The organism is Streptomyces sp. NPDC030838 (assembly GCF_055572035.1).
Map to the genome: position 1 here is coordinate 26,835 of NZ_JBVIED010000013.1, position 23,441 is coordinate 50,275.

The window sequence follows — 23,441 nt, forward strand, 5'->3', positions numbered from 1 at the left end:
CCACGGAGAGATCTTGGCAAGGGCAGTGCAATGTGAAATATTACTTGCGTGCCCACGAGAAACTCCCCGGATCTCGTCGTGGTCGGCGCCGGAGTGGTCGGTGCCGCCTGCGCCTACTACGCCGCGGGCTGCGGCCTCTCCGTCACCGTGATCGACCGCGGCCCCGTCGCGGGCGGGACCACGGGGGCCGGCGAGGGAAATCTCCTGGTCTCCGACAAGGAGCCGGGCCCCGAGCTGGAACTCGCCCTGCTGTCCACGCAGTTGTGGCAGAAGCTGGCCGAACTGCTGCCGCCCCAGGTCGAGTACGAGGCGAAGGGCGGCCTGGTCGTCGCCTCGGACGCGGCGGGCATGCCCGCTCTGCGCACCTTCGCCGCGGCGCAACGTCTGGCAGGCGTCACGGCGCACGAGATCCCGGCCGACCGTTTGAACGACCTGGAGCCGCACCTCGCTCCGGGCCTGGCAGGCGGCTTCCACTATCCCCAGGACGCCCAGGTCCAGCCCGCCCTGGCCGCCGCCCATCTGCTGCGTGCCTCGGGCGCGCGCCTCCGGCTGGGCGAGGAGGTCACCGGCATCCTCACCGGCGCCCACGGCGAGGTGCGCGGCGTACGGACCACGGCCGGGGATCTCCACGCGCCGTATGTGGTGAACGCGACCGGGACGTGGGGCGGTGAACTGGCCCGGCTCGCGGGGGTGGACCTGCCCGTCCTCCCCCGCCGCGGCTTCGTCCTGGTCACCGAGCCGCTGCCGCGCGTCGTGCACCACAAGGTGTACGCGGCGGACTACGTCGCCGATGTGGCGAGCGACTCCGCGGCGCTCCAGACCTCGGCCGTGGTCGAGGGCACCCCGGCGGGCCCGGTACTGATCGGCGCCAGCCGGGAGCGGGTCGGCTTCGACCGCACCCTGTCGACGGAGGCGCTCCGGCGTCTTGCCGCCCAGGCCACGGCGCTCTTCCCGGTGCTGGCCCGGGTGCGGGCGATCCGCACGTACGCGGGGTTCCGGCCGTATCTGCCGGACCACCTTCCGGCGATCGGTCCCGATCCCCGGGTCCCAGGACTGCTGCACGCCTGTGGTCACGAAGGCGCGGGCATCGGGCTCGCCCCGGCCACGGGCCTGCTGATCGCCCGCTTTCTGACGGGCGCTGAACCACCCCTGGACGTCACACCGTTCGCCCCCGGCCGCTTCCCGTCCGCGGCCTGACCGACCACCCCCGCTCCGGCGCTTGTCGTCAGCCCTCCACGAAAGGAGGCCCGCAGTGGCCCGTACCCCCGCCGCACTGGTCGGGGCGCAGCCCGCCCCGCCGTTCGAGATCACCTTCGACGGCCGGACGGTGACCGCCCTGGACGGGCAGTCGATCGCCGCCGCGCTGTGGAACGCCGGCATCCTGGCCTGGCGTACCACGCGCGTCGGCGGTCGCCCGCGCGGCGCCTTCTGCGGCATCGGACAGTGCTACGACTGCCTCGCCACCGTGAACGGGAAGCCCAACAGGCGGGCGTGTCTGGTCCCCGCCCGCCCCGGCGACGTGATCACGACCCAGGAGGGAGACGGCCATGCCGGGCTCGGCGTCTGACCCTCATACCCCCTGCGACCTCGCGGTGATCGGTGCCGGCTGCGCCGGTCTCGCGGGTGCCGTCACGGCGGCACGCCACGGGCTGTCGGTTACGCTGCTGGATGCTTCCGAGCAGTTCGGCGGACAGTTCTACCGCCATCCGGCCCCGGGCCTGCGAGCCACGCGGCCGGAGGCCCTGCACCACGACTGGGCCTCCTTCGCCGAACTGCGGGAGCGCCGGCAGCTGAGCGACATCGATCACCGGGGCGGGCACCACGTCTGGACGGTGACGCGCGAGAGCGACGGCCTGTTCGCCGTACACGCCCTCGCCGGAGCCGACGGCGACACACCACGCCCGGTCCTTGTCCGGGCTCGGGCCGTACTGCTGGCGACCGGCGCCTACGAGCGGCAGCTCCCCTTCCCCGGGTGGGCCCTGCCCGGGGTGGTGGGTGCCGGAGGTGCCCAGGCCATGCTCAAGTCCGGGCTGGTGCTGCCCGGCAGACGGATCGTCGTCGCCGGCAGCGGACCCCTGCTGCTCGCGGTCGCCGCCTCCCTCGCCGCGGCCGGGGCCCGGGTGCCGGCGGTGGTCGAGGCGTCCGGCTATCTCCGGTACGCCCGCCAGGCACGCGCCCTCGCCGCCAACCCGGGCAAGCTGGCCGAGGCGCTGGTGTACGGCTCGTCCCTGCTGCGCCATCGCGTACCGCTGCGTCCGCGCAGCGCGGTGACCCAGGTGCACGGCACCGACCGGGTGAGGGCGGTGACCGTCTCCCGGCTCGACCGGGACTGGCGGCCCATCCCGGGGACGGGCCGCCGGATCGCCTGCGACGCCCTGGCCGTGGGCCATGGACTGGTGCCGCAGATCGAGCTGGCGACAGGGCTCGGCTGTACGACCCGTACAGCACCCGACGGAACGCGCGCCCTCGCCCTGGACGCCTCCCAGGAGACCTCGGTGCCCGGCATCTGGGCGGCCGGGGAGACCGGAGGGATCGGCGGCGCGCACCTCGCGCGGGTCGAAGGCGAGATGGCGGGCCTCGCGGTGGCGGCGCGGCTGCACGACCGGCCCGTGCTGCTCGGCAGCACGCGCGCCCGGCAGCTTCGGCTGCGCCGGGACCGGCTGCGCGCCTTCGCGGACGCCATGGCCGCCGCCCATGCTCCCGGCCCCGGCTGGACGGACTGGCTCGACGGCGACACCGAGGTCTGCCGCTGCGAGGAGGTCACCGCGAGGCGCGTCCGTGAGGCGGTCGCCGGCTACGGCGCCCGCGACGCCCGCACCGTCAAGCTGCTCACCAGGGCGGGCATGGGCTGGTGCCAGGGCCGGATGTGCGGTACGGCGGTGGCCTGCCTCGCGGCGGGCGGGGACGGCGCGTCCGTACCGCCGTCCCAGGAACGCCGACCGCTCGCGGTGCCCGTGCCGCTCGGGGTGCTGGCCTCGCTCGACGTGCCGCCGACGCCCACGGGATCGGACGGCGCAGACGAAAGATGTCACCCATCACAGAAGGATGAGACAGCATGACCGCCATCACCTGGGACACCGACCGCCCCTGGCGCGGCATCATGGTCGCCACCGCGCTGCCCCTGCGCGAGGATCTCTCCGTCGACTACGACGCCTACGCCGAGCACGTCCGGTGGCTCATCGACAACGGCTGCGACGGCGTCGTACCGAACGGCTCCCTGGGCGAGTACCAGACCCTCACCGCCGAGGAGCGGGCCCGCGTGGTCCGCACGGCGGTCGAGGCCGCGGGCGACGGGGCGCGCGTGATGCCCGGGGTCTCCGCGTACGGCAGCGGCGAGGCGCTGCGCTGGGCCGAGCAGGCCGGCGAGGCCGGCTGCGGCTCCGTGCTGCTGCTGCCGCCGAACGCCTACCGTGCCGACCCGGCCGCCGTGCACGCCCACTACGCCGAGGTGGCGAAGGCCGGCGTGCCCGTCGTCGCGTACAACAACCCGATCGACACCAAGGTCGACCTGACGCCGGCGCTGCTCGCCGAGCTGCACGCCGAGGGGCATGTGGTCGCGGTCAAGGAGTTCACGGGCGATGTGCGCAGGGCGTACGAGATCGCCGAACTGGCTCCGGAGCTCGATCTGCTGATCGGGGCGGACGACGTTCTCCTGGAACTGGCCGTCGCCGGGGCGGTCGGCTGGATCGCCGGGTACCCGAACGCCTTCCCCGCGAGCTGCGCCGAGCTCTACCGTGCCGCTGTCGACGGGGACCTGGAGCGGGCGCTGCCCCTCTACCGGTCGCTGCACGGGTTGCTGCGCTGGGACTCCAGGACCGAGTTCGTGCAGGCGATCAAGGTCTCCATGGACATCGTCGGTCACCACGGCGGGCCCACCCGACCGCCGCGGCTGCCGCTCACCGGTGCCGCCGAGGCCGCGGTGCGGGCCGCCACCGAGAAGGCCGTCGCCGACGGGCACCGCTGACCACCGAAAGGGGCTTTCCGTGCGCACTCGTCATGTCTTCCATGCCGTCGACTCGCACACCGAGGGCATGCCCACCCGCGTCATCACCGGCGGCGTCGGGGTGATCCCCGGCACCACCATGGCCGAGCGCCGACTGCACTTCATCGAGCACATGGACCACCTCCGTACGCTGCTGATGTACGAGCCGCGCGGCCACGGCGCCATGAGCGGAGCGATCCTCCAGCCGCCGACCCGCCCCGACGCCGACTACGGCGTGCTCTACATCGAGGTGTCCGGCTGCCTTCCGATGTGCGGGCACGGCACCATCGGTGTGGCCACCGTCCTCGTCGAGACGGGTATGGTGCCGGCCGTCGAGCCCGTCACCACGGTCCGCCTCGACACCCCGGCCGGCCTGGTCTGTGTCGACGTCCAGGTCGAGGACGGTGCGGCGAAGGCCGTCACACTCACCAACGTGCCCGCGTTCTGCGTCGGACTCGACCGCAAGGTGTCGGTGCCGGGGTACGGGACGGTGACCTACGACCTCGCCTTCGGCGGGAACTTCTACGCCTTTGTCGAACTCGACGCTCTCGGGCTGCCGTTCGACCGCTCCCGCAAGGCCGACCTCCTCGCCGCGGGGCTCGCCATCATGAAGGCCGTCAACGACTCCCCCGGCCGACCCGTCCACCCGGACCATCCGGAGATCGGCGGTGTCAAGCACGTCTATCTCGCCGCCCCGGGTTCGAACGCGCGCCACTCGCGCCACGCCATGGCGATCCATCCGGGCTGGTTCGACCGCTCGCCGTGCGGAACCGGCACCTCGGCCCGCATGGCACAGCTCTACGCCCGCGGCGAGCTGCCGCTGGGCCGCGACTTCGTCAACGAGTCCTTCATCGGTACCCGGTTCACGGGCCGTCTGATCGGCAAGACGGAGGTCGGCGGGGTGCCGGCCGTGGTTCCGACCTTCACCGGCCGCGCCTGGGTCACCGGCACCGCACAGTACTTCCTCGACCCGGAGGACCCGTTCCCAGGAGGCTTCCTGCTGTGACCGCGGCGCCGTCCCTCCGTGCACGCACTTACACCCTGGCACCTGCACAAACAACGTGACATTGTACTCTGTGGACCCAGCCGGGTATGCAGGACAAGGGGACAGGGAACACCATGGGGCACCTGAAGCACCGCAACCTCATCACCACCAGGGAGCGGCTGCGCGACCAGGTCGCCCATGCCCTCCGGGCGGCCCTGATCTCCGGTGAACTCCGTCCCGGCGAGGTCTACTCCGCACCCGGGCTCGCGGAGGACTTCGGCATTTCCGCCACCCCGGTGCGCGAGGCGATGCTCGACCTCGCCCGCGAGGGTCTGGTCGAGCCCGTCCGCAACAAGGGCTTCCGGGTCACCGAGGTCAACGAGCGCGACCTCGACCAGTACACCGAGATCCGCACCCTGATCGAGGTCCCGACCATCGGGCTGATCACCCGCACCGCTGCCCGGGAGGACCTCGAGGCCCTGCGCCCCACGGCCGAGGAGATCGTGCGCGCCGCCCGCGAACACGACCTGATCGGTTACCTGGAAGCCGACCGCCAGTTCCATCTCTCCCTGCTCGCGCTCTCCGGCAACGACCGCCTCGTCGAGACGGTCGGCGATCTGCGCAAGCGCTCCCGCCTGTACGGACTGACCACCCTGGACGAGCGTGACCAGCTGATCCCGTCGGCGGAGGAGCACCTCGAACTCCTCGACCTGATGCTGGCGGGCGACACCAAGGGCGCCGAGAAGTGCATGAAGCGCCACCTCAGCCATGTCCGCTCGCTGTGGGCGGAGGGCAAGGACGAGGAGCAGCCGGGACGCAAGCCGAGCACCGTCGCCCGGCGGAAGCCAAGCACGACCCGCTGAGCCCGGCCGTCGGCCTGCGGCTGCGGTCCATCACGACGACATGTACGTGGACGCCGGACTCTCCCTGCGCACCGCGCGGGACGTCGGCTCCCTGCGCACCTCTGTCACCGACGAGTGGGAACACGACGGCATCACCGCCTCCGGCGACCGGGTGCCGGCCCGCCTGATGGACATGCCCCAGGGCCACGCCTGATCCCCTGACCTGGAAGGGATGACATGCCCAACCTCCCGGCAGCCTTACGGCCGCTCACCGCGGCCCTCGCCCTGACCATGTGTCTCTCCGCCCCCGCCACCACGGCGCGGGCACAGCCCGGCTCTCCACCCGAGCCGGCGTCCCGCGCCGCCGACTGCGCCCTCCCCGGCAGAACGGGCTGGACCGACGAGGGCCTGGACACCGACCGGGTCCAGTTCCAGCGGTCCACCGGCAGACTGCGCGTCCTCACGCTGTTCGTGGATTTCCCCGACGCCCAGGCCACCGACTCCACCGAGCCGTACGCCGCCCACCTCGCGCCCGCCGCCGACTGGATGCGCAGGGCCTCCTACGGCCGAGCCCGGCTGGACATCACCACGCTGGCCCGCTGGATCCGCATGCCGGAGGCGTCCACCTCCTATGGCTTCGAACGCGGTCTGACCTTCGAGGCCCACGAGCGGTACCTGCGTGACGCGGTCATGGCCGCCGACCCGTACGCCGACTTCTCCGGCTATGACATGATCCATGTCGTCGCGGCGAAGGCCGCGCGGGCGATCTCCTTCTCGCCCACCTACCTCCATGACCCGCACACGGCGGGCGTCACCGCCGATGGCACCCGCCTGAAGTGGGCCGTCACCTTCGGCCAGGACATGTGGCGTTGGGGCCACAAGGTCGTCGCTCACGAGACGGCTCACACCTTCGGGCTGCCCGACCTGTATGCCTTCACCGGTGAGACCCACCGCTACGTGGGCGGATGGGACGTCATGGGGAACATCGCGGGCCACGCCCCGCAGTACCTCGGCTGGCACTCCTGGAAGCTCGGCTGGATCCGGGACCGCCAGGTCGACTGCCTGGCCGCACCGGGCCGACGGACCGTTCGGCTGACCCCCGTTGAGCGGCCGGGCGGCACCAAGATCGCGGTGGTCCGCACCGGCGAGACCACGGCGTACGTGGCCGAGTCCCGCCGCGCCCGGGCCGACGACCCCGAGCCCTGCTCGACGGGCGTCCTGATCTACCGGGTCGACTCGGCCACCCGGACCGGAGAGGGCCCGGTCCGCGTCATGCCCGCCACCCCGGCCGCCCCTCCCCCGTCCGGTTGCCACGCCCTGGACATGGCCGCACACCGTCCGGGCCAGAGCTTCACCGACCCGGCCACCGGCGTCCGCATCGAGGTCCGTGCGGCGGGCCGCTCCGGGGACACGGTGACCGTGACGAGGTCATGAGCCGTGCCCCCGGGGCGGCCGTGCCGGCGAACCGGTGGGGTCAGCCGCGCAGCGGGCCTTCACAGCGGTAGTCCGCCGTTCCCGCCGGCTGGCCGGGCCAGATGTCCACAGGGCCGAAGGAGCAGTTCATGTCGGCCAGGTTGTCGATGCCCTTCTTCGCCCGGTCGAGGATGAAGTAGTCGACGCTCTCGCTCATGTCCTTGAAGACCTGGTCGGCGTCGCCCGGGCGGCTCAGGTTCGCGGTGATACGGCCCGTGCAGACGAACCTGGGCCGTTCCGGCGCGTCGGTGGAGCGGCACACGGGGGTCAGCCACGTCGTGGCGGCGAAGGAGGCCCGCACACCATCGGCCGAGGCCTCGTCCAGCTCCCCGACCGGCGTGTAGCGGGTGTCGGGCACGAACAGGTCGTCGACGTGGGCGATCTGGACGTCGAGGAAGGCGTCGTAGGCGCGTTGCAGTGCGGCGTCGCCGCTCAGCCGGTCGCGCCAGGCGTCGAAGCCCTCGGGGTCGTCCGCCCGCAGGTAGCCGTACATCTCCCTGATCAGGGACGGGCGTTCGGACCACAGGAACTCGAAGAAGGTGCCGGCGTAGCTGTAGAAGCGGAAGCCGTCTCCGTCGTAGGTGGCGTGCAGCAGCTGGTCCACGGTCATGCGCGGTCGCCCGCCCGCCGTGTCCCCGATGATGCCGCGCACCAGGGACTTGCGGACCTTGACGCCGTCGTCGCGGGTGGCGCCGTCGAAGAACTCGGCGGTGCCCTCGTCCATGGCCGTGGTCCGGTCGCCCTCGTACCAGGGGCCTTCACCGAAGAACCCGGGCACCGCCCATCTGCCGTTGAGGTAGTGGGTGTACTCGTGCCGGAACAGTTCCTCCAGCGTCAGCGTGGAGTCCTGGGGAACCCGCCGCTGGTACGTGTAGAAGGTCGCGCCCTTCTCGATGTAGATGCCGCCGTTGTTGGTGGCCATGCCGGTGAGCAGCGGGTGGTACGTCTCGTAGTCGGCGCGGGAGGCGTACAGCACAGTGTTCAGTGTGGTGTTGGGGTCGCCGGCCAGCGGCTGGTCGGTGCCGAGCACGCGGTGGAACTGTGCCTTGACCTGCTTGCTGGCGTAGTAGAGCTGGTCGACGGTGGCCCTGTCGAGGGCGGTGCGGACCTTCAGCGCGCCACTGTCGTAGGAGTAGGCACGCGGGAAGATGCGCCGCTCGATGTCCTCCCTGCACACCCCGTACGGCTTGCAGGCGTCGAACTCGATGAGCCAGGTGACCACCTTGGCCCAGGGCTGGCTGCCGTCGCCGAAGTTCCGGACGGTGGTCTGCAGCAGAACACCGAGATCCGCCACGATCTCTCGTTTCAGAGGGTCGATCTGGCCGAATCGGCCGTATTCGCCGAGGGCGTCACGCACCACCCAGGCGTTGGCCGTCTCCTTCAGGTGGGTGTGGCCGGCGAAGGCTTTGAAGGCGGCCCGGTAGGAGGCGTCACGGGTGACGGCGGTACGGAAGGCGGTGTCCTGGTTGCCCGGATAGACACCCAGGTAGTTGAGGGAGAGCGCGGCGAGCGCGCTTCCGCCCCAGGACGGGTCCTTGGCGGTGGCCGGGTGCGCGGCGTCCATGGTCGTCAGCACCCTTTTCACGAGCGGAAGTTGGTGCTGACGCAGGCCGGGGGCACTGGCCGCGTAGAGCGCTTCGCGGAGGGACTCCGCGTTGGTGCGGGTCACGTCGAAGGTGTGGGCGGCGGACCCGAAGGCGTCGACCGCGCGGCGCACGGCGTCCACGGTCGGCGGGTCGGTGATGTCGATCTCCTCGCGCGAGAAGTCGTGGTAGGCGACGGCGTGGAGGTAGGTGAACATCTCGAGCAGATGACTGCCGTTGGTGCCGTCGTGTGCGGCGGCGAGCGTGCTGATGCGACGGGAGACGGTCTGGACGTGTGCGTCCGACATGACCGGGGCCAGGCGCCGGTCCCACGTCCAGATGAGCGAGCGCAGGCAGCCATCGGCGGTGACGGCCGGATCGGCGAGGAAGTCGGTGAACTGCCGGGGACTCAGTCCGGTGACGCCGTCGAGCGTGCAGGGCACGTACGCGCCGCCGACCGTGCCGCCGGGAGGCGCCGTGGCCTTCGGCTTGCTGGTCGAACGCGGCCCGGGAATGCGGCCGTGCGACAGGCCGCCGGGTGCGGCAGCGGCCCGGCTGCGGGTGCGGGGCGCCTCGGCGAGGCGGTCGACCCTGTCCAGGGGGTTCGACACCGAGGGGGCGTCAGCGTTCCGGCCCGTCGCCGGAGAGGCGGGCGGGGACGCGGTCGCGTGACTGGTCTGCGCCGCCGGGCCGCTCAACGCGAGGGCTGTCAGAACGGCGAGTAAAGGGCTGCGCAGGGCTCTGAGGGTGGCCACCGAGTGCTCCTGTGGTGTGGGGAGTTGAACCTGACGTGCAGAGCTGCGGTGCGGCATGGCGACAACTTCCCCCGCCGCAGGGGCACTTGGGGAAGCTGCGCCATGTGATGTGTAACGTAGTAGTGTGATATTGCACTGCCAATACCCTCGACGTCCCCGATTCACCTGGGGTCAGGTCAGGCGGCGTTCTTCACACGCGTTACGGCCCGGGCGCGCTGCGCGCCCGGCCCGTACGTCGATCGCTGAGTTTTGGTCGCCCGAGGGCGACGGGGGCAAGCTGCCCCTTTACCAGCCGTAGGCCTCCGGGGCCTCGCCGCCGGGGCCGGGCCAGATCTCGTCCAGCTTGCGGAGCGTGTCCTCGGACACCTCCAGCTGGGGGCGGTGCCGCTCGATGGTCTGCTGCACCTGCTGGGTCATGCGGCGACCGCCGCCCAGCGGGCTCCACGGGATCAGCCCGATGCCGTAGTGGCGCAGTGCCGGGATCACCTCGAGTTCGATGGTGCGCGCGGTGAGGTTGTACAGGCTCTGCTCGGAGACCAGGCCCATGAAGTCGCGCGCGGTGGCGGCGTTCTGCGCGGTCGCGATCTGCCAGCCGGCGAAGTTGCTGCTGCCGATGTAGGTGGCCTTGCCCTCGCGCACCAGCTGCTCCATCGCCTGCCAGATCTCCTCCCACGGAGTCGACCGGTCGACGTGGTGCATCTGGTACAGGTCGATGTGGTCGGTCCGCAGCCGCCGCAGACTCTCCTCCGCGGCCCTGCGGATCTTGTACGCGGACAGGTACTTGTCGTTCGGGCCTGTGCCCATCGGCTGGTAGACCTTGGTCGCCAGCACGATCCGTTCCCGTCGGCCGCCGCCCTGGGCGAGCCAGCACGCCGTCGGCGCACTCAGACCGCTGCGGCCCAGGTGTGCGTACTGCATGCTGTGTGTCCTTTCCTTTGCGGCGCGGCAGGAATGCGCAGCCGTACCGCGGATGACCGGCGGGTCAGGAAGTGGCCGTCGCCCGGTCGACGATCCGCCCGCGGGCGACGGTGTGCTGCGCCGCCCGGGTGTGGGGGCGGACGGCGAGGGCGTGGACGAGCACCGCGAGGGCGGCGCAGGCGAGGGTGACCAGGCCGAGCGGGAGGGCGGTGCCGGCGCCGCCGAGTCCGACGAGAGGGGCCGCCAGCCCGCCGAACGCGAAGCGCGCCATGCCGAGCAGCGAGGAGGCGGTGCCCGCGATCTCGGGGTAGTGCGCGAGAGCGAGCGAGGTGGAGGGCGGGGTGGTGGCGGCCACGCCGCTGACCATGGTGAGCAGGGACAGCACCATCGCGGCCAACGGCAGGTGCAGCGCCGCGGTGACCAGGACCCCGCCGGCACCGAGCAGGGTCATGGCCAGGCCCAGGACGAGAGTGCCCTTCTCCGACCACCGCTCCGACAGCCGTCCCGCGACGAAGCCGAACACCATGAAACCGGCGGAGTTCAGTCCGAACGCGAAGGAGTAGCCCTGCGGGGAGAGCCCGTAGATGCCCTGCAGCACGTAGGTGGCGCCGCTGAGGTAGGCGAACAGGGCCGCGTTGACGAAGCCGGTGATCAGGACGGCGCCGAGGAAGAGCCGGTCGGACAGCAGCCGGCGGAAGTCACGTCCGCTCTGGGCCGGCCCGCCGCCGGTGCGCTCCTGCGGCGGCAGAGTCTCGCGGAAGACGGTGAGACACGCCAGGAGGATCACCGCGCCGAGCAGCGCGAGGAAGAGGAAGATGCCGCGCCAGTCGGTGAAGGCGGCGAGCTGGCCACCCAGGACCGGCCCGATGATCGCGGCCAGCCCGCCGATCACGGTCAGACGGCCGTAGTAGCGGACCAGCCTGCCCCCGGAGTACAGGTCACGGCCGGCGGCCTGGGCGATCACAATGCCCACCGCTCCGGCCAGACCCTGCACGAAGCGGGCGGCGACCAGCGACTCGACGCTCGGGCTGAACGCGCACAGCACCGAGGTGGCGATGTAGGCGACGGCGCCGGCCAGCAGGGGGCGGCGGCGGCCGAACCGGTCCGACAGCGGCCCGGCGACCACCTGCCCGAACGCCAGGCCGAGCAGACAGGCGGTGACCGTCAGCTGCGCGGCCGATGTCGACGCGTGCAGCTCATCGGTCAGCGCGGGCAGCACCGGCAGGTACAGGTCCATCGAGATGGGCCCGAAGACGGTCAGCAGTGCGAGAACGACGGCCAGGGCGCGGCCGACCGTCCGCTCGCGTGGCACGCTCGGGATCACGGGGGTGGTCACACAGCTCCAATCGAACAGGGGAGGGGAGAAGACGGGTTCACCAGCGGCACGTGGGCACCGCGGGACCTCGACCGTCCTCAACACAACCGCGTTCGGCGGCGGTCAGGGAGTTTCTGTGGAGGGGTGTACCGGCAGTGCATGCCTGGCGCGTGCTGGCCGCCGCAGCGGGCACGCGGCCTTGGGACCCCATGCGCCTTCGTGAACGCCGTGAGCCCGCCGCGCGCCTCATGGCATACGGCGGGCTCACGACACGATCTGCTGAGGAGGTCAGGCGAGAGTGGCGGTGTCGATGACGAAGCGGTACCGGACGTCGGAGGCCAGGACGCGCTCGTAGGCCTCGTTGATCCGGTCGGCGGAGATCACCTCGACGTCGGCGCCGATGCCGTGCTCGCCACAGAAGTCGAGCATCTCCTGGGTCAGGGCGATGCCACCGATCATCGAACCGGTGAGAACGCGCCGCGCGCTGCCCAGCAGGAACCCGTTGACGCTCAGCGGCCCAGGGGCGGCGCCGACGTTCACCAGGGCGCCGTCGACGGTCAGCAGGCCGAGGTGGGCATTGGTGTCGATGTCGGCGCTGACGGTGTTGATGATGAGGTCGAACCGTCCGGCGAGTTCGGTGAAGGTGTCCGGGTCCGAGGTCGCGTGGTAGTGGTCGGCGCCGAGCCGCAGCCCGTCCTCCCTCTTCTTCAGCGACTGCGACAGCACCGTGACCTCGGCGCCCATGGCGTGGGCGATCTTGACCGCCATGTGACCGAGGCCGCCGAGGCCGACGACCCCGACCTTCTTGCCGGGCCCCGCGCCCCACTTGCGCAGCGGGGCGTAGGTGGTGATGCCCGCGCACAGCAGCGGCGCGGCTGCGGCCGCATCGAGGTTCGCGGGGACGGAGAGGACGTAGTCGGCGTCCACGACGACGTGGGTGGAGTAGCCGCCCTGCGTGGTGGTGCCGTCGCGGTCGGGGCTCGCGTAGGTGAAGACCGTGCCGTTGAGGCAGTACTGCTCGTCACCGTTTCGGCAGTGGGCGCACTCGCCGCAGGAGTTGACCATGCAGCCGACGCCGACGCGGTCACCGGCCCGGTACCTGGTGACATCGGCGCCGGCCTCGGTGACGGTGCCGACGATCTCGTGGCCGGGGACGAGGGGGAAGGGCTGGGGGCCCCAGTCGCCGTTGACGGTGTGGATGTCGGAGTGGCAGATGCCGACGTACTGGATGGCGATGAGGACGTCGTTCGGGCCGACGTCACGGCGCTCGATGGTGGTGGGCGCCAGGGGCCGGCCGGCGGCGGGGGCGGCGTAAGCGTTGACGCGCATGCGCGGGTGCTCCTCGTTCAGGGGGGTGGCTGGTTCGGGTCGGGCGTCAGTCGGTGGCCGGGGCCAGGGCGTACTCCTCGTCGGTGACGGGGTTCAGCCAGTGCACGACATCGTGGTCGGCGTCGCTCTCGTTGATGGCCAGGTGGACCATCAGCCGGTTCGGCGCGGCGCCGTGCCAGTGCTCCTCGCCGGCCTCGAACAACACCCGGTCACCGGGCCGGATGACCTCGATCGGCCCGCCCCGGCGCCGGCACAGACCGATCCCCTCGGTAACGAAGACGGTCTGGCCGAGCGGGTGGCGGTGCCAGTGGGTGCGCGCACCGGGCATGAAGTGCACCAGAGCGGCGCTGACCCGGGACGGCTCGGGCGCGGCGGCGACCGCGTCGATGTAGACGTCGCCGGTGAACCAGTCGGCGGGACCCTTGACGGTGTTGATCGAGCTTCGGGTGATCTGCAAGGCCGTTTCTTTCTCTCTGATCGTCGAGGGTTGGTGGCACGGCCGGGCGCTCGGCCCCGGGATCGTGAGGCGGCGGCGTGTCCCGGACGAACCGTGGCGCCGGATCAGGGCTTGAGGAGGGTCTTGATGGCGCGGCGTTCGTCCATGGCCTGGTAGCCCTCGGCGACCTGCTCCAGGGGCAGGGTGAGGTCGAAGACCTTGCCGGGGTTGATACGGCCGGTCAGGACGCGGTCCATCAGGTCGGGCAGGTAGCGGCGCACGGGTGCGGGGCCGCCGCGCAGGCCGACGTGGGAGTAGAACAGCTCCTGGCCGTCGATCGCCACCTCGTGGGGGACGCCGACGAAGCCGACGTTGCCGCCGGGGCGCGTGGAGTGCAGGGCCTGCCGCATGGCCTGGGCGGTGCCGACGCACTCCAGGACGGAGTCGGCGCCGATGCCGCCGGTCATCTCCTTGATCCGGGCGACGCCCTCGTCGCCGCGCTCGGTGACGATGTCGGTGGCGCCGAACTCACGGGCGAGCCGCTGGCGGGTCTCGTGGCGGCTCATGACGATGATCCGCTCCGCGCCCAACTCCTTCGCGGCGATCACCGCGCACAGGCCGACCGCCCCGTCACCGACGACCACGGCGGTGGAGCCGGGCCCGACCTCGGCGGCGTCGGCGGCGTACCAGCCGGTGCCCATGACGTCGGAGACGGCGAGCAGGCCGGGCCAGAACTCCTCGTCCGGCACCTCCTCGGTGGCGACCAGGGTGCCCTGGGCGTTCGGGATGCGCACGTACTCGGCCTGGCAGGTGCTCATGAACTCGCGGTTCAAGCAGTTGGACTGCCATCCGTTGCGGCAGTTGGCGCAGGTGTTGTCCGAGGTCGCGAACGAGCCGACGACGAACTGCCCGGGCTTGACCGAGGTGACCTCAGGCCCGACCTCCTCCACGAAGCCGACGTACTCGTGCCCCATCGGGTGCGCCTCGTCGGTCACGTCCAGGCCACGCCAGGGCCACAGGTCGGAGCCGCACACACAGGTGACGGCCGTGCGGATGATCGCATCCGTCGACTTCAGGATCTTCGGGTCGTCCAGGGTCTCGAAGCGCACATCGCCGGGGGCGTGGATCACTGCTCCGCGCATGGGGAAATCCTCACGTTCGTTGAAGAGGCGGGGCCTGGGGGCCCGCGGGGCGCCGTGGCCGCTGCGGGCACGCATCGGGGAGGCGTCAGAGTGCCGCTGTCTTCGCACGCTGCCGGCCGGGGCCCCTCGGGGCGGCGGCGCCGCCCCGAGGGCTGCCTCTGCTCCAGGTAACCGCACATCCCGGCGGCCGGCGAGTTACCGGCGATAGGTGTACTGGCAGTACACCCCTTCCGCGGCCGGCAGGCCGTACGGTCGGAGATATGGACAACCGCGAGGAGGTCCGCGAGTTCCTGACCTCGCGGCGAGCGAAGATCACCCCGGAGCAGGCCGGCCTGCCTGCCGGGTCCCGGCGGCGCGTGCCCGGGCTGCGCAGGAGCGAGGTCGCCGCGCTGGCCGACATGAGCGTCGAGTACTACGCGAAACTGGAGCGCGGCAACCTGGCCGGCGCCTCCCCGGCCGTCCTCGAAGCCGTCGCCCGCGCCCTGCGGCTGGACGACGCCGAACGCGCCCACCTCCTGGACCTGGCCCAGGTCGCCGACGGCTCCGACGCCCTCACCCGCCCCCGGCGCCGCACCACCACCCGGCAGTGGACCCCGCACCGCAGCCTGCAATGGACCCTCGACGCGATCACAAGGGGGCCGGCGGTCGTGTGCAACGGCCGCCTGGACATCCTGGCCGCCAACCCCCTCGCCCGCGCCTTCTACACCGACCTGTTCGCCAACGCGGACAACCAGCGGAACCTGGCCCGCTTCAACTTCCTCGACCCGGCCTCCCGCCGGTTCTACCCCGACTGGGAGCTCTTCGGGGACATGGCGGTGGCCAACCTGCGCCGCGAGGCCGGCCGCGATCCCCACGACAAGAACCTGCACGACCTCATCGGGGAGCTTTCCACCCGCAGCGAGGAGTTCCGCGCCCGCTGGGGCGCCCACAACGTGCGCCGCCACGGGACCGGAACCAAGCGGTTCCGCCACCCCGCGGTCGGTGACCTCACCCTCGCCTACGAGTCCCTGGACCTGGCCGCCGAACCCGGACTCCACATGACCATCTACACCGCCGAACCCGGCTCCCCCTCAGAAGAGGGACTGCGCCTGCTCGCCTCCCTGGCCGCCACCGAAGACGCCGGCCCGGCAGCGCGGCACCCCACCGCCTGAAAGGAGACCGCCGTGCGGACAGCAGCCGAGCAGAGGTACGGGGCGGTGCGCTGGTGAGCCGCATTCTGGTCACCGGTTCCACGGACGGCCTGGGCCGGGCCGCGGCGGAGGCACTGCTGTCCGCCGGACACCAGGTCGTGGTGCACGCCCGCAACCCTCAGCGGGCGACCGTGCTGCGGCCGCTGCTCGACCGCGGAGCGGACGCCGTCATCGGTGACTTCCGCGAGCGTGACGCCGTACGGCGTATCGCCGCCGAACTGAACGACGCCGACCCGCTCGACGCGGTCATCCACAACGCCGGCGTATGGAGCGGGCGAGCCGTCATGCCGGTCAACATCATCGCCCCGTACCTGCTCACGGCCCTGCTGCCGGCACCGCGCCGACTGGTGTACCTGAGCAGCGGTTCCCATTTCGGCGGGCGCCCGACGGTGCAGGGGGTCGACTGGCTCGGCGAGAGCCCCGGCTCCTACGCGGACAGCAAACTGTTCGTCACGACGCTCACCGCCGCGGTGGCCCGCCTGCGTCCCGGCGTGCTGAGCAACGCGGTCGATCCGGGCTGGGTGCCGACCAAGATGGGCGGTCCGGGCGCACCGGACGATCTGGAACTCGGGCATCGGACGCAGGAGTGGCTCGCCACCAGCGACGAGCCGGAGGCCCTGACCACCGGCGGCTACTGGTACCACCGACAGCGCAGGCAGCCGCACCGCGCCGTCCACGACGAGGCCTTCCAGAACCGCCTCCTCGAGACCCTGGCCGAGGAGACCGGCACTGAGCTGTGAACGGAGCGGTGCGACCAGGTCGATGAGTCGGCGGAGCCTGCGGTGCGAGCCAGTCGCCGGTGAGGGAGCCATGGCCGACGTAGATGTCGCCGGCCATCTGACTTACTGGCCACCGCGATTCGCGGTGAGGGCCACGCGTCCGGTCGGCCGGTGGATGGGGCCGGTGGTCCGGGACAGTGGGTGTCCACTGGCGTGGTTGGTGTGGGCGATGATTTCCGCGGTGATGGAGATGGCCGTCTCCTCGGCGGTGCGGGCACCGAGGTCGAGACCGATCGGCGAGCGCAGCCGGGCCAGCTGTTCTTCCGTGACGCCCGCCTCGCGCAGAAGGCGCAGGCGTTCCTCGTGGGTGCGGCGGGAGCCCATCGCGCCGACGTAGCCGACGGGCAGGTCGAGTGCTTGGCGCAGCAGGGGGATGTCGAACTTGGCGTCGTGGGTGAGGACGCAGACGGCCGTGCGGGCGTCCACCTCGGTGCCTTCGAGGTAGCGGTGGGGCCAGTCGACGACGACCTCGTCCGCGTACGGGAAGCGTGCGGGCGTGGCGAACACGGACCGGGCGTCGCACACGGTGACCCGGTAGCCCAGGAAGCGGCCCGCCTCGCTGAGGGCGGCCGCGAAGTCGACGGCGCCGAAGATCAGCATGCGAGGGCGCGTGGCGGCGACGTGGACCAGGACGGACAGCCGCTCGGGGCAGGTGTCCGCATCCCCGCCGAGAGTGACGCGGGTCGTGCGTCCGGCCCGCAGTAGCGCCCTGGTCTGGTCCGCCACGGTGCGGCCCGCGTCTCCGCCCGGATCCGCGCCGGCGACTCGGCCGTCACCGAGAACGCTGACGAGCCGGCCAAGGAGTTCCTCGGGGCCGTCCACGACCTGTGCCACGGCAGCAGCCCGGCCACTGACCGCCTCGGCAAGGGCCTCGGCACAGTGCGGCTGTGCCGCGGGGTCGATGCGCTGCACCAGGACGTCGAGTTCTCCGCCACAGGTCAGGCCCACGGCGAAGGCGTCGTCGTCCGAGTATCCGAACCACGCCCGCTGGGGCGCGCCCTGGTCCTGGAGCACTTGCCGGCACAGTTCGTAGACCGCGCCCTCGACGCAGCCGCCGGAAATGCTGCCGACCGCGTTGCCGTCCTCGTCCACCGCGACCGACGTACCGACCGGCAGAGGGGCGCTGCCGCGGACGTCGACGACCGTGGCCAGGGCGAACGGACGTGCCTCGCGGCACCAACGGTGCAGCGTGTCCGCGATGTTCAGCATGAGGTCTCCAGAGCGACCTGGTGGTCGGAATGGGGTGGCGGGCCGCCGCCGCGCCGACGGGGGGCGGTTGCGGCGGCGGCCCTGGGAGTCCGGCAGACAGGCGTAGCCGGCCGGCCTGCCGGACCGTATGGGGTGCACCGGTCAGAGCAGTGCCTCGGCGGTGATGGGCAGTTCACGCACCCGGCGGCCGGTGGCGTTGAAGACCGCGTTGGCGATCGCCGGCGCCACGCCGACCATGACGACCTCGCCGAGGCCCTTGACGCCGAGCGGGTCGGCTTCCCGGTCCTCGCCGTCGAGGTAGATGGCCTTGAGGTCGGGGACGTCGGCGTTGACGGGCACGAGGTAGTCGGCGAAGCCGGCGTTCACGATCCGCCCGTCGCGGTGGTCGGTGACCGTGTGCTCCAGCAGCGCCTGGCCGATGCCGCCCACCATGCCGCCGAGGGCCTGGCTCTCGGCGAGCTTGGGGCTGATGATGCGGCCCGCGTCGTACACGCCCAGGATCCGCCGCACCCGCACCAGGCCCAGCGTCGCGTCGACGGCCACCTCGGCGAAGGTCGCGTTGTAGGCGTGGGCGGAGTGCCGCTCGGACGACGGCGGCGCGTAGGAACCCCGCGCCTGGATATGGGTGCGATTGTTGCGGGTCAGCAGCCGCTGGTACGTCTCGCCCCGAGCCGTGTTGTTCCGTACGTGCAGCCGGCCGCCGCGCACCACGACGTCCTCGGCGGCCACGCCGTACAGCGGCGACTCCTCGTCCTCGACCGCCAGCTCGATCGCCTGTCGGCGGACCCGATCGCATCCGTCGAGGACGGCCGAGCCGACACTCGCCATGGTCATCGAGCCGCCGTGCGGCGGGGTCTGCGGGTAGAGCGAGTCACCGAGCCGGAACGTCACCGCGCGCATGGTCAGCCCGAGCGCGTCGGCGGCGACCTGGCTCTGGGAGGTGTAGGTACCCGGCCCCATGTCGCTGGTGGCGCTCTCGACCACGGCCGTGCCGTCGGCGTCCAGTCGCACCCGGGCTTCGGCAGCGGCACGCGCGGTGTGGTAGACGCCCGCGGCCATACCCATACCGATCAGCCAGTCGCCCTCCCGCCTCGAACGCGGCCTGCTGGGCCGCCGGTCCCAGCCGAACTCACGGGCACCGACGGTGTAGCACTCACGCAGCCGCCGGGTGGACCACGGCAGGCCGGACGACTCGTCCTCTTCCGGCTCGTTGCGCCGGCGCAGCTCAATCGGATCGATACCGAGCCGGTCGGCGAGTTCGTCCAGCGCCGACTCGATCACGTACGACGCCGTCGCGGGGCCCGGGCCGCGCATCCAGATGGGGGTGCTGACATCCAGCGGCACCGTGCGGTACGCCTGGCGGACGTGGGGCATGCTGTACAGCATCCGGCCCGGATCCATGATGCCCTCGAGGAACGTCTCGTACGCCGAGGTCTCGTGGTCCATCTCGTGGTCCATGGCGGAAAGGCGCCCCCGCCGGTCGCTGCCCAGCCGCAGGCGGTACTCGTACGCGGGCCGGAAGCCGACACTGAAGTACATCTGCTTACGGCTCAGCACCAGCTTGACCGGACGACCCGTCTCGCGGGCGGCCACGGCGGCGGCGACCGTGTGCGGCCAGCAGCGCAGCCCGCTGCCGAAGCCGCCGCCGACGAACGGCGACATCACGTGCACCGAGTCAGCGGGCAGATCGAACACCGCGGCGAGTTCGTCCCGCGTGCCCATCACCCACTGGGTCTTGTCCCACACGGTGAGCCGGTTGCCGTCCCAGCGGGCGATGGTGGCGTGCGGCTCCATCGGGTTGTGGTGGTTGCGCGCCAGGTGGTAGGTCAGGTCCAGCCGCACAGCCGCGTTACGCAGCCCCGCCTCGACATCGCCGCGCGCGTAGTTCGTCGGCTCGCCCGGCTCGGCCTCGGACAGGTCGGTCGAGGGCCGCTCGGCGTCGTACTCGACCTTGACCAGGCTCGCGCCGTGCTGCGCGGCCTCCAGGGTGGTGGCCACGACGACGGCGACCGGCTGACCGTGGAAGAGCACCCGGTCGTCCTGGAACACTCTCAACCTGCGGCCGGCCGGGTTGTTCGACCCGCTGTTGTCGCGGTACGGCAGCCTCGGCGCGTTACGGTGACTGATCACCGTCAGCACTCCCGCGTGGGCTTCGGCCGCACGAGTGTCGATGGACGTGATACGACCGCGGCCGACGGAAGCGTCGACGATGACCGCGTGCAGGACACCCTTGACGTCGTGCTCGGCGGCGTACAGCGCCTGACCGGTGACCTTCAGCCGCCCGTCCACCCTCGACAGCGGCGCACCCACGGCGGCCTGCGGCTGGGGACTCACTTCGTACCTCCTACGATGCGCAGCTGACGCTCGACGGTCCGTTTCAGCAACTCGACCTTGAAGCGGTTGTGGGACAGCGGACGGGCACCGTCCGCCGCGCGTTCGGCGGCGGCTGCCCACAACGCCTCCGACGGGCGCTCCCCGATCAGGTGCCTCTCGACCGCGGGAAGCTTCCACGGCACCGTGCCCACACCGCCTGCGGCGACCTTCGCTTCCTGGATGACCCCGCCGCGCACGTGCAGTGCCACGGCCGCCGACCCCAGGGCGAACTCGTACGACTGACGGTCCCGCACCTTCAGATAGCCGGACCGGAGCGGACGCGGAAGCGCGGGAATCTCCACCGCCGTGATCAACTCGCCTTGCCAGACGGCCTGTTCACGGTCGGGGGTGCTGCCGGGCCGCAGCAGGAAGTCGGCGAAGGGCACGCGACGCTCACCGTCCGGGCCCAGCAGGTGCACCGTCGCCTCCAGCGCCGCGAACGCCACGGCGACATCCGAAGGGTGGGTGGCCACGCAGGCGTCGGAGGTGCCGAGGATCGCGTGCATGCGGTTGAAGCCCTGGAGCGCCGCACAACCGGAGCCCGGCTCCCGCTTGTTACAGTCCGCGGTCACGTCACGGAAGTACGTGCACCGGGTGCGCTGCATGATGTTGCCGCCGATGGTGGCCATGTTCCGCAACTGGGCGGAGGCGCTGAGCTCCAGTGCCTCGGAGACGACCGGGTAGAGGGTGCGCACCTTGGGGTGGGCGGCGGCCTCCGACATGCGCACCAGGGCGCCGATGCGCAGCCCGCCGCGCTCGGTGACGGTGACCTCGCGCAGCGGCAGGTCGGAGATGTCGACCAGGGTCTCGGGGCGTTCGACGGTCTCCCGCATCAGGTCGACCAGCGTGGTGCCCCCGGCGATGTAGCGGCCACCGCGCCGGCCCGCGGAGACGGCCTCACGCGTGTCCGACGCCTTGGTGAAGGAGAAGGGGTACATCGGGCCCTCACTTCCGGCCCGCGGTCTGCTCGACCGCGCGCACGATCTTCGGGTAGCAGCCGCAGCGGCAGATGTTGCCGCTCATCCACTCCCGGATCTCCTCCGGCGAACCGGTGTGACCCTCCTGGATGCAGCCCACACCGGACATGATCTGGCCCGGGGTGCAGTAACCGCACTGGAAGGCGTCCTCGTCGATGAACGCCTGCTGCAGCGGGTGCAACCGGTCGCCGTCGGCCAGCCCCTCGATGGTGGTGACCTCGGCCCCGTCCAGGCGCACGGCCAGCGTCAGGCACGAGTTCACCCGCTGCCCGTCGACCAGCACCGTGCACGCGCCGCAGGCCCCGGCGTTGCAGCCCTTCTTGGAGCCGGTGAGATCCAAGTGCTCGCGCAGCAGGTCCAGCAGCGAGGTGCGGTTGTCGACCGTCACCGTCCGCCGGGTGCCGTTGACCGTCAGCGAGACTCGACTGGACGGCGGCTTCTCCGCGGCGGAGGCCTCCTCCGAGCCGGAGAGGTACGTACCTCCGATCACGCCGCCGGCGATGACCGCAGCGCCGACCGCGGTACTGGTGGCGATGAAGGTTCGTCGTGTGGGCGCCGAGGGGGACTCGCCGGACCCGGCGGGGGATGGCGGGACAGCGGATTCAGGGAGATCAGTGGACATACGTCGCCTTCGCATCACGGACGGATCGGCCGTACAGAGCGGCACGGCGGGAGCGTCGTCGCCCCAGGCCTGGTCGACCGCGTTCTTGACTGCCGCGGCCGTCCACGTGCGAAGTCTTGCACCGCGGTCATTGCCTGTGGGAGGGAGACTTTTATCCTCCCCTTGGTGGTGTCAGCCTTGAGTAAGGGGTAGGCAAGCCTCAGCCCGTCGCCGGCATGTCGCCGAGCACGTAGGCCTGGATGGCGGTGGCCGCCGCGCCGCGGGCCCAGTAGGTGAAGTCGCTGTGCCGGACGTCCACTTCGACCGGGACAGCGCTCGGGGCACGGTCGGTTCGTACGCCCTCGTCCACAGCGGTGCGGGCCACTTCGGCCAGGCGCACACCTTCCCCCGTGAGCACGATCTTCCGCACCAGCGTGAAGTTGGCGACCGCCGCGAGGAGGCGGCCGAGGGCATGTCCGGCCGCGGTGATGACGGGTGTGGCGACCGGGTCACCGGCCGCGGCGAGGTCCAGGCACTCGTCGTAGGTCACCGCACGGCGCAGTCCGACGGAGACGGCGGCGCAGATGGAGGGCTCGGACAGCATGGCCGTGGCACAGCCCCGGTGCCCGCTGGGGCAGAGCGGGCCCATGGGGTCGAGGGGGCAGTGCCCCAGCAGTCCGACGCCGACGTCCGGACTGTCGACGACGGTGTCGTGCATGACCAGGCCGTAGCCGACGCCGGCGCCGATGGTGATGACCGCGAAGCGGTCGTGACCTCGGGCGGCCCCGAACCAGTGCTCGGCCCGGGTCAGCGCCAGCAGGTCGTTGTCGACGGTGACGGGGATACCGAGGGCGTCTGCGAGGAGGCCGCCGAGGGGGACGTCCTCGGACCACCCCAGGAACGGCGCGTCCGTGACGGTCGTCTGGTGTGTGACGCGCCCGCCGAGGCTGACTCCGACCCTGCTGATCGGCGGTCCCCCGGCGGTGAGCTCCCTGGTCAGTTCACGGACGGCCGCCACGACGGAAGCCGGGTCACGGCCGGGGAGAGACCTGCGCGCGGAGGCGACGACCTCGGCACGCATCGTCGTGAGGACCGCGTGGACGTCGTCGCCGGTCACCTTGGCGCCGATGAAGTGGTGGGCGGCCGGATTGATGTCCAGGGGCCGGGTCCGGCGCACCGTCCCGGAATCGTGACCGGGACCGGCGTCCACCTCGACGAGCAGGCCGTTGTCGACGAGCGGCTTGGCGAGGCGGGTGAGGCTGCCGGCGGACATGTCCAGGCGGCGGGCAATCTCGCTGCGGGAGACCGGCCCGCGCAGCAGCACTTCCAGGGCGACGGCGCGGCTGGCGCCGGTCATCGGATGAGACGGCGCTGACGTGGCATCCACCGGGTGGCCCTCCGCGGGGTAGTGACTGTCACCAGGTGGGCTTCAGCATTCCACACACCCTCGTTACTTCCAAGATGGAAATGACAGATGCAAGCCCTCCATCGTTTCGCCCGAAAAAAGAGAGTGTTTCCGAGGGGTTGACGGGGCGATGCTTCCGCGTCGAAA

General features: G+C 71.6%; 20 protein-coding genes and 1 pseudogene. 10 read left to right on the forward strand and 11 right to left on the reverse strand.

The genetic code is table 11. From position 1 onward, the window contains the following. The first annotated feature begins 48 nt into the window (after positions 1–48). The 8 genes and pseudogenes from ACZ42A_RS28420 (at position 49) to ACZ42A_RS28455 (ending at position 7,243) form a co-directional block, all read left to right on the forward strand. Positions 49–1,197 (forward strand): NAD(P)/FAD-dependent oxidoreductase, encoded by a 1,149-nt coding sequence (locus ACZ42A_RS28420; RefSeq protein WP_468530132.1) that lies wholly within the window; start codon positions 49–51, stop codon positions 1,195–1,197. A gap of 55 nt (positions 1,198–1,252) precedes the next feature. Next, positions 1,253–1,567 carry a (2Fe-2S)-binding protein gene (locus ACZ42A_RS28425; RefSeq protein WP_468530133.1) on the forward strand — a complete coding sequence of 105 codons (315 nt, stop codon included), beginning with the start codon at positions 1,253–1,255 and terminating at the stop codon, positions 1,565–1,567. Further along, entirely contained in the window at positions 1,548–3,059 is a 1,512-nt protein-coding gene (locus ACZ42A_RS28430; protein ID WP_468530134.1) for an FAD-dependent oxidoreductase, read from the forward strand. Before ACZ42A_RS28425 ends, ACZ42A_RS28430 begins: the two co-directional genes overlap by 20 nt. Next, on the forward strand, positions 3,056–3,964 hold the full coding sequence (locus ACZ42A_RS28435; RefSeq protein WP_468530135.1) for a dihydrodipicolinate synthase family protein: 909 nt from the start codon (positions 3,056–3,058) through the stop codon (positions 3,962–3,964). The genes ACZ42A_RS28430 and ACZ42A_RS28435 overlap by 4 nt, the downstream gene beginning before the upstream one ends. Before the next feature lie 19 nt (positions 3,965–3,983). Next, complete coding sequence (locus tag ACZ42A_RS28440; protein WP_468530136.1) at positions 3,984–4,988, forward strand: proline racemase family protein; 1,005 nt, start codon at positions 3,984–3,986, stop codon at positions 4,986–4,988. A 113-nt stretch (positions 4,989–5,101) separates the two neighbouring features. Further along, entirely contained in the window at positions 5,102–5,830 is a 729-nt protein-coding gene (locus tag ACZ42A_RS28445) for a GntR family transcriptional regulator (protein WP_468530137.1), read from the forward strand. Positions 5,831–5,846: 16 nt separating this feature from the next. Continuing rightward, positions 5,847–6,023, forward strand: a pseudogene (locus ACZ42A_RS28450) (alpha/beta fold hydrolase); the annotation flags it as partial. 23 nt (positions 6,024–6,046) lie between these two features. After that, on the forward strand, positions 6,047–7,243 hold the full coding sequence (locus ACZ42A_RS28455; RefSeq protein WP_468530138.1) for a M6 family metalloprotease domain-containing protein: 1,197 nt from the start codon (positions 6,047–6,049) through the stop codon (positions 7,241–7,243). A 40-nt stretch (positions 7,244–7,283) separates the two neighbouring features. Here the strand turns inward: ACZ42A_RS28455 and ACZ42A_RS28460 are convergent, their stop codons facing one another. The 6 genes from ACZ42A_RS28460 to ACZ42A_RS28485 all read right to left on the reverse strand — a co-directional run bounded on the left by ACZ42A_RS28460 (position 7,284) and on the right by ACZ42A_RS28485 (position 14,760). Further along, positions 7,284–9,677, reverse strand: coding sequence for a collagenase (locus tag ACZ42A_RS28460; RefSeq protein WP_468530139.1), 2,394 nt, complete (start codon positions 9,675–9,677; stop codon positions 7,284–7,286). A gap of 228 nt (positions 9,678–9,905) precedes the next feature. Then, a complete protein-coding gene (locus ACZ42A_RS28465; RefSeq protein WP_468530140.1) occupies positions 9,906–10,538 on the reverse strand; it encodes an aldo/keto reductase in 633 nt (210 codons plus the stop codon). A gap of 64 nt (positions 10,539–10,602) precedes the next feature. After that, the gene (locus ACZ42A_RS28470) at positions 10,603–11,874 is read right to left on the reverse strand and encodes a multidrug effflux MFS transporter (protein ID WP_468530141.1); all 1,272 of its coding nucleotides are present in this window, start codon (positions 11,872–11,874) and stop codon (positions 10,603–10,605) included. Positions 11,875–12,141: 267 nt separating this feature from the next. Then, on the reverse strand, positions 12,142–13,182 hold the full coding sequence (locus ACZ42A_RS28475) for an NAD(P)-dependent alcohol dehydrogenase (protein WP_468530142.1): 1,041 nt from the start codon (positions 13,180–13,182) through the stop codon (positions 12,142–12,144). A 46-nt stretch (positions 13,183–13,228) separates the two neighbouring features. Continuing rightward, complete coding sequence (locus tag ACZ42A_RS28480; protein WP_468530143.1) at positions 13,229–13,639, reverse strand: (R)-mandelonitrile lyase; 411 nt, start codon at positions 13,637–13,639, stop codon at positions 13,229–13,231. A 104-nt stretch (positions 13,640–13,743) separates the two neighbouring features. Then, entirely contained in the window at positions 13,744–14,760 is a 1,017-nt protein-coding gene (locus tag ACZ42A_RS28485) for a zinc-dependent alcohol dehydrogenase family protein (protein ID WP_468530144.1), read from the reverse strand. A 260-nt stretch (positions 14,761–15,020) separates the two neighbouring features. On the opposite strand from ACZ42A_RS28485, the gene ACZ42A_RS28490 reads away from it, so the two are divergent. Next, positions 15,021–15,911, forward strand: coding sequence for a helix-turn-helix transcriptional regulator (locus ACZ42A_RS28490; protein ID WP_468530145.1), 891 nt, complete (start codon positions 15,021–15,023; stop codon positions 15,909–15,911). Between the two features lie 53 nt (positions 15,912–15,964). Beyond that, entirely contained in the window at positions 15,965–16,690 is a 726-nt protein-coding gene (locus tag ACZ42A_RS28495; RefSeq protein ID WP_468530146.1) for an SDR family NAD(P)-dependent oxidoreductase, read from the forward strand. Positions 16,691–16,792: 102 nt separating this feature from the next. On the opposite strand, the gene ACZ42A_RS28500 is transcribed toward ACZ42A_RS28495, so the two are convergent. The 5 genes from ACZ42A_RS28500 to ACZ42A_RS28520 all read right to left on the reverse strand — a co-directional run bounded on the left by ACZ42A_RS28500 (position 16,793) and on the right by ACZ42A_RS28520 (position 23,246). Then, positions 16,793–17,938 carry an XdhC family protein gene (locus ACZ42A_RS28500; RefSeq protein WP_468530147.1) on the reverse strand — a complete coding sequence of 382 codons (1,146 nt, stop codon included), beginning with the start codon at positions 17,936–17,938 and terminating at the stop codon, positions 16,793–16,795. 141 nt (positions 17,939–18,079) lie between these two features. Beyond that, positions 18,080–20,272, reverse strand: a complete 2,193-nt coding sequence (locus tag ACZ42A_RS28505; RefSeq protein WP_468530148.1) for a xanthine dehydrogenase family protein molybdopterin-binding subunit — start codon at positions 20,270–20,272, stop codon at positions 18,080–18,082. Next, a complete protein-coding gene (locus tag ACZ42A_RS28510) occupies positions 20,269–21,249 on the reverse strand; it encodes an FAD binding domain-containing protein (protein ID WP_468530149.1) in 981 nt (326 codons plus the stop codon). Before ACZ42A_RS28510 ends, ACZ42A_RS28505 begins: the two co-directional genes overlap by 4 nt. Before the next feature lie 7 nt (positions 21,250–21,256). Further along, the gene (locus ACZ42A_RS28515) at positions 21,257–21,910 is read right to left on the reverse strand and encodes a (2Fe-2S)-binding protein (RefSeq protein WP_468530150.1); all 654 of its coding nucleotides are present in this window, start codon (positions 21,908–21,910) and stop codon (positions 21,257–21,259) included. A 199-nt stretch (positions 21,911–22,109) separates the two neighbouring features. Beyond that, a complete protein-coding gene (locus ACZ42A_RS28520; RefSeq protein WP_468530151.1) occupies positions 22,110–23,246 on the reverse strand; it encodes an ROK family transcriptional regulator in 1,137 nt (378 codons plus the stop codon). Between the last annotated feature and the right edge of the window lie 195 nt (positions 23,247–23,441).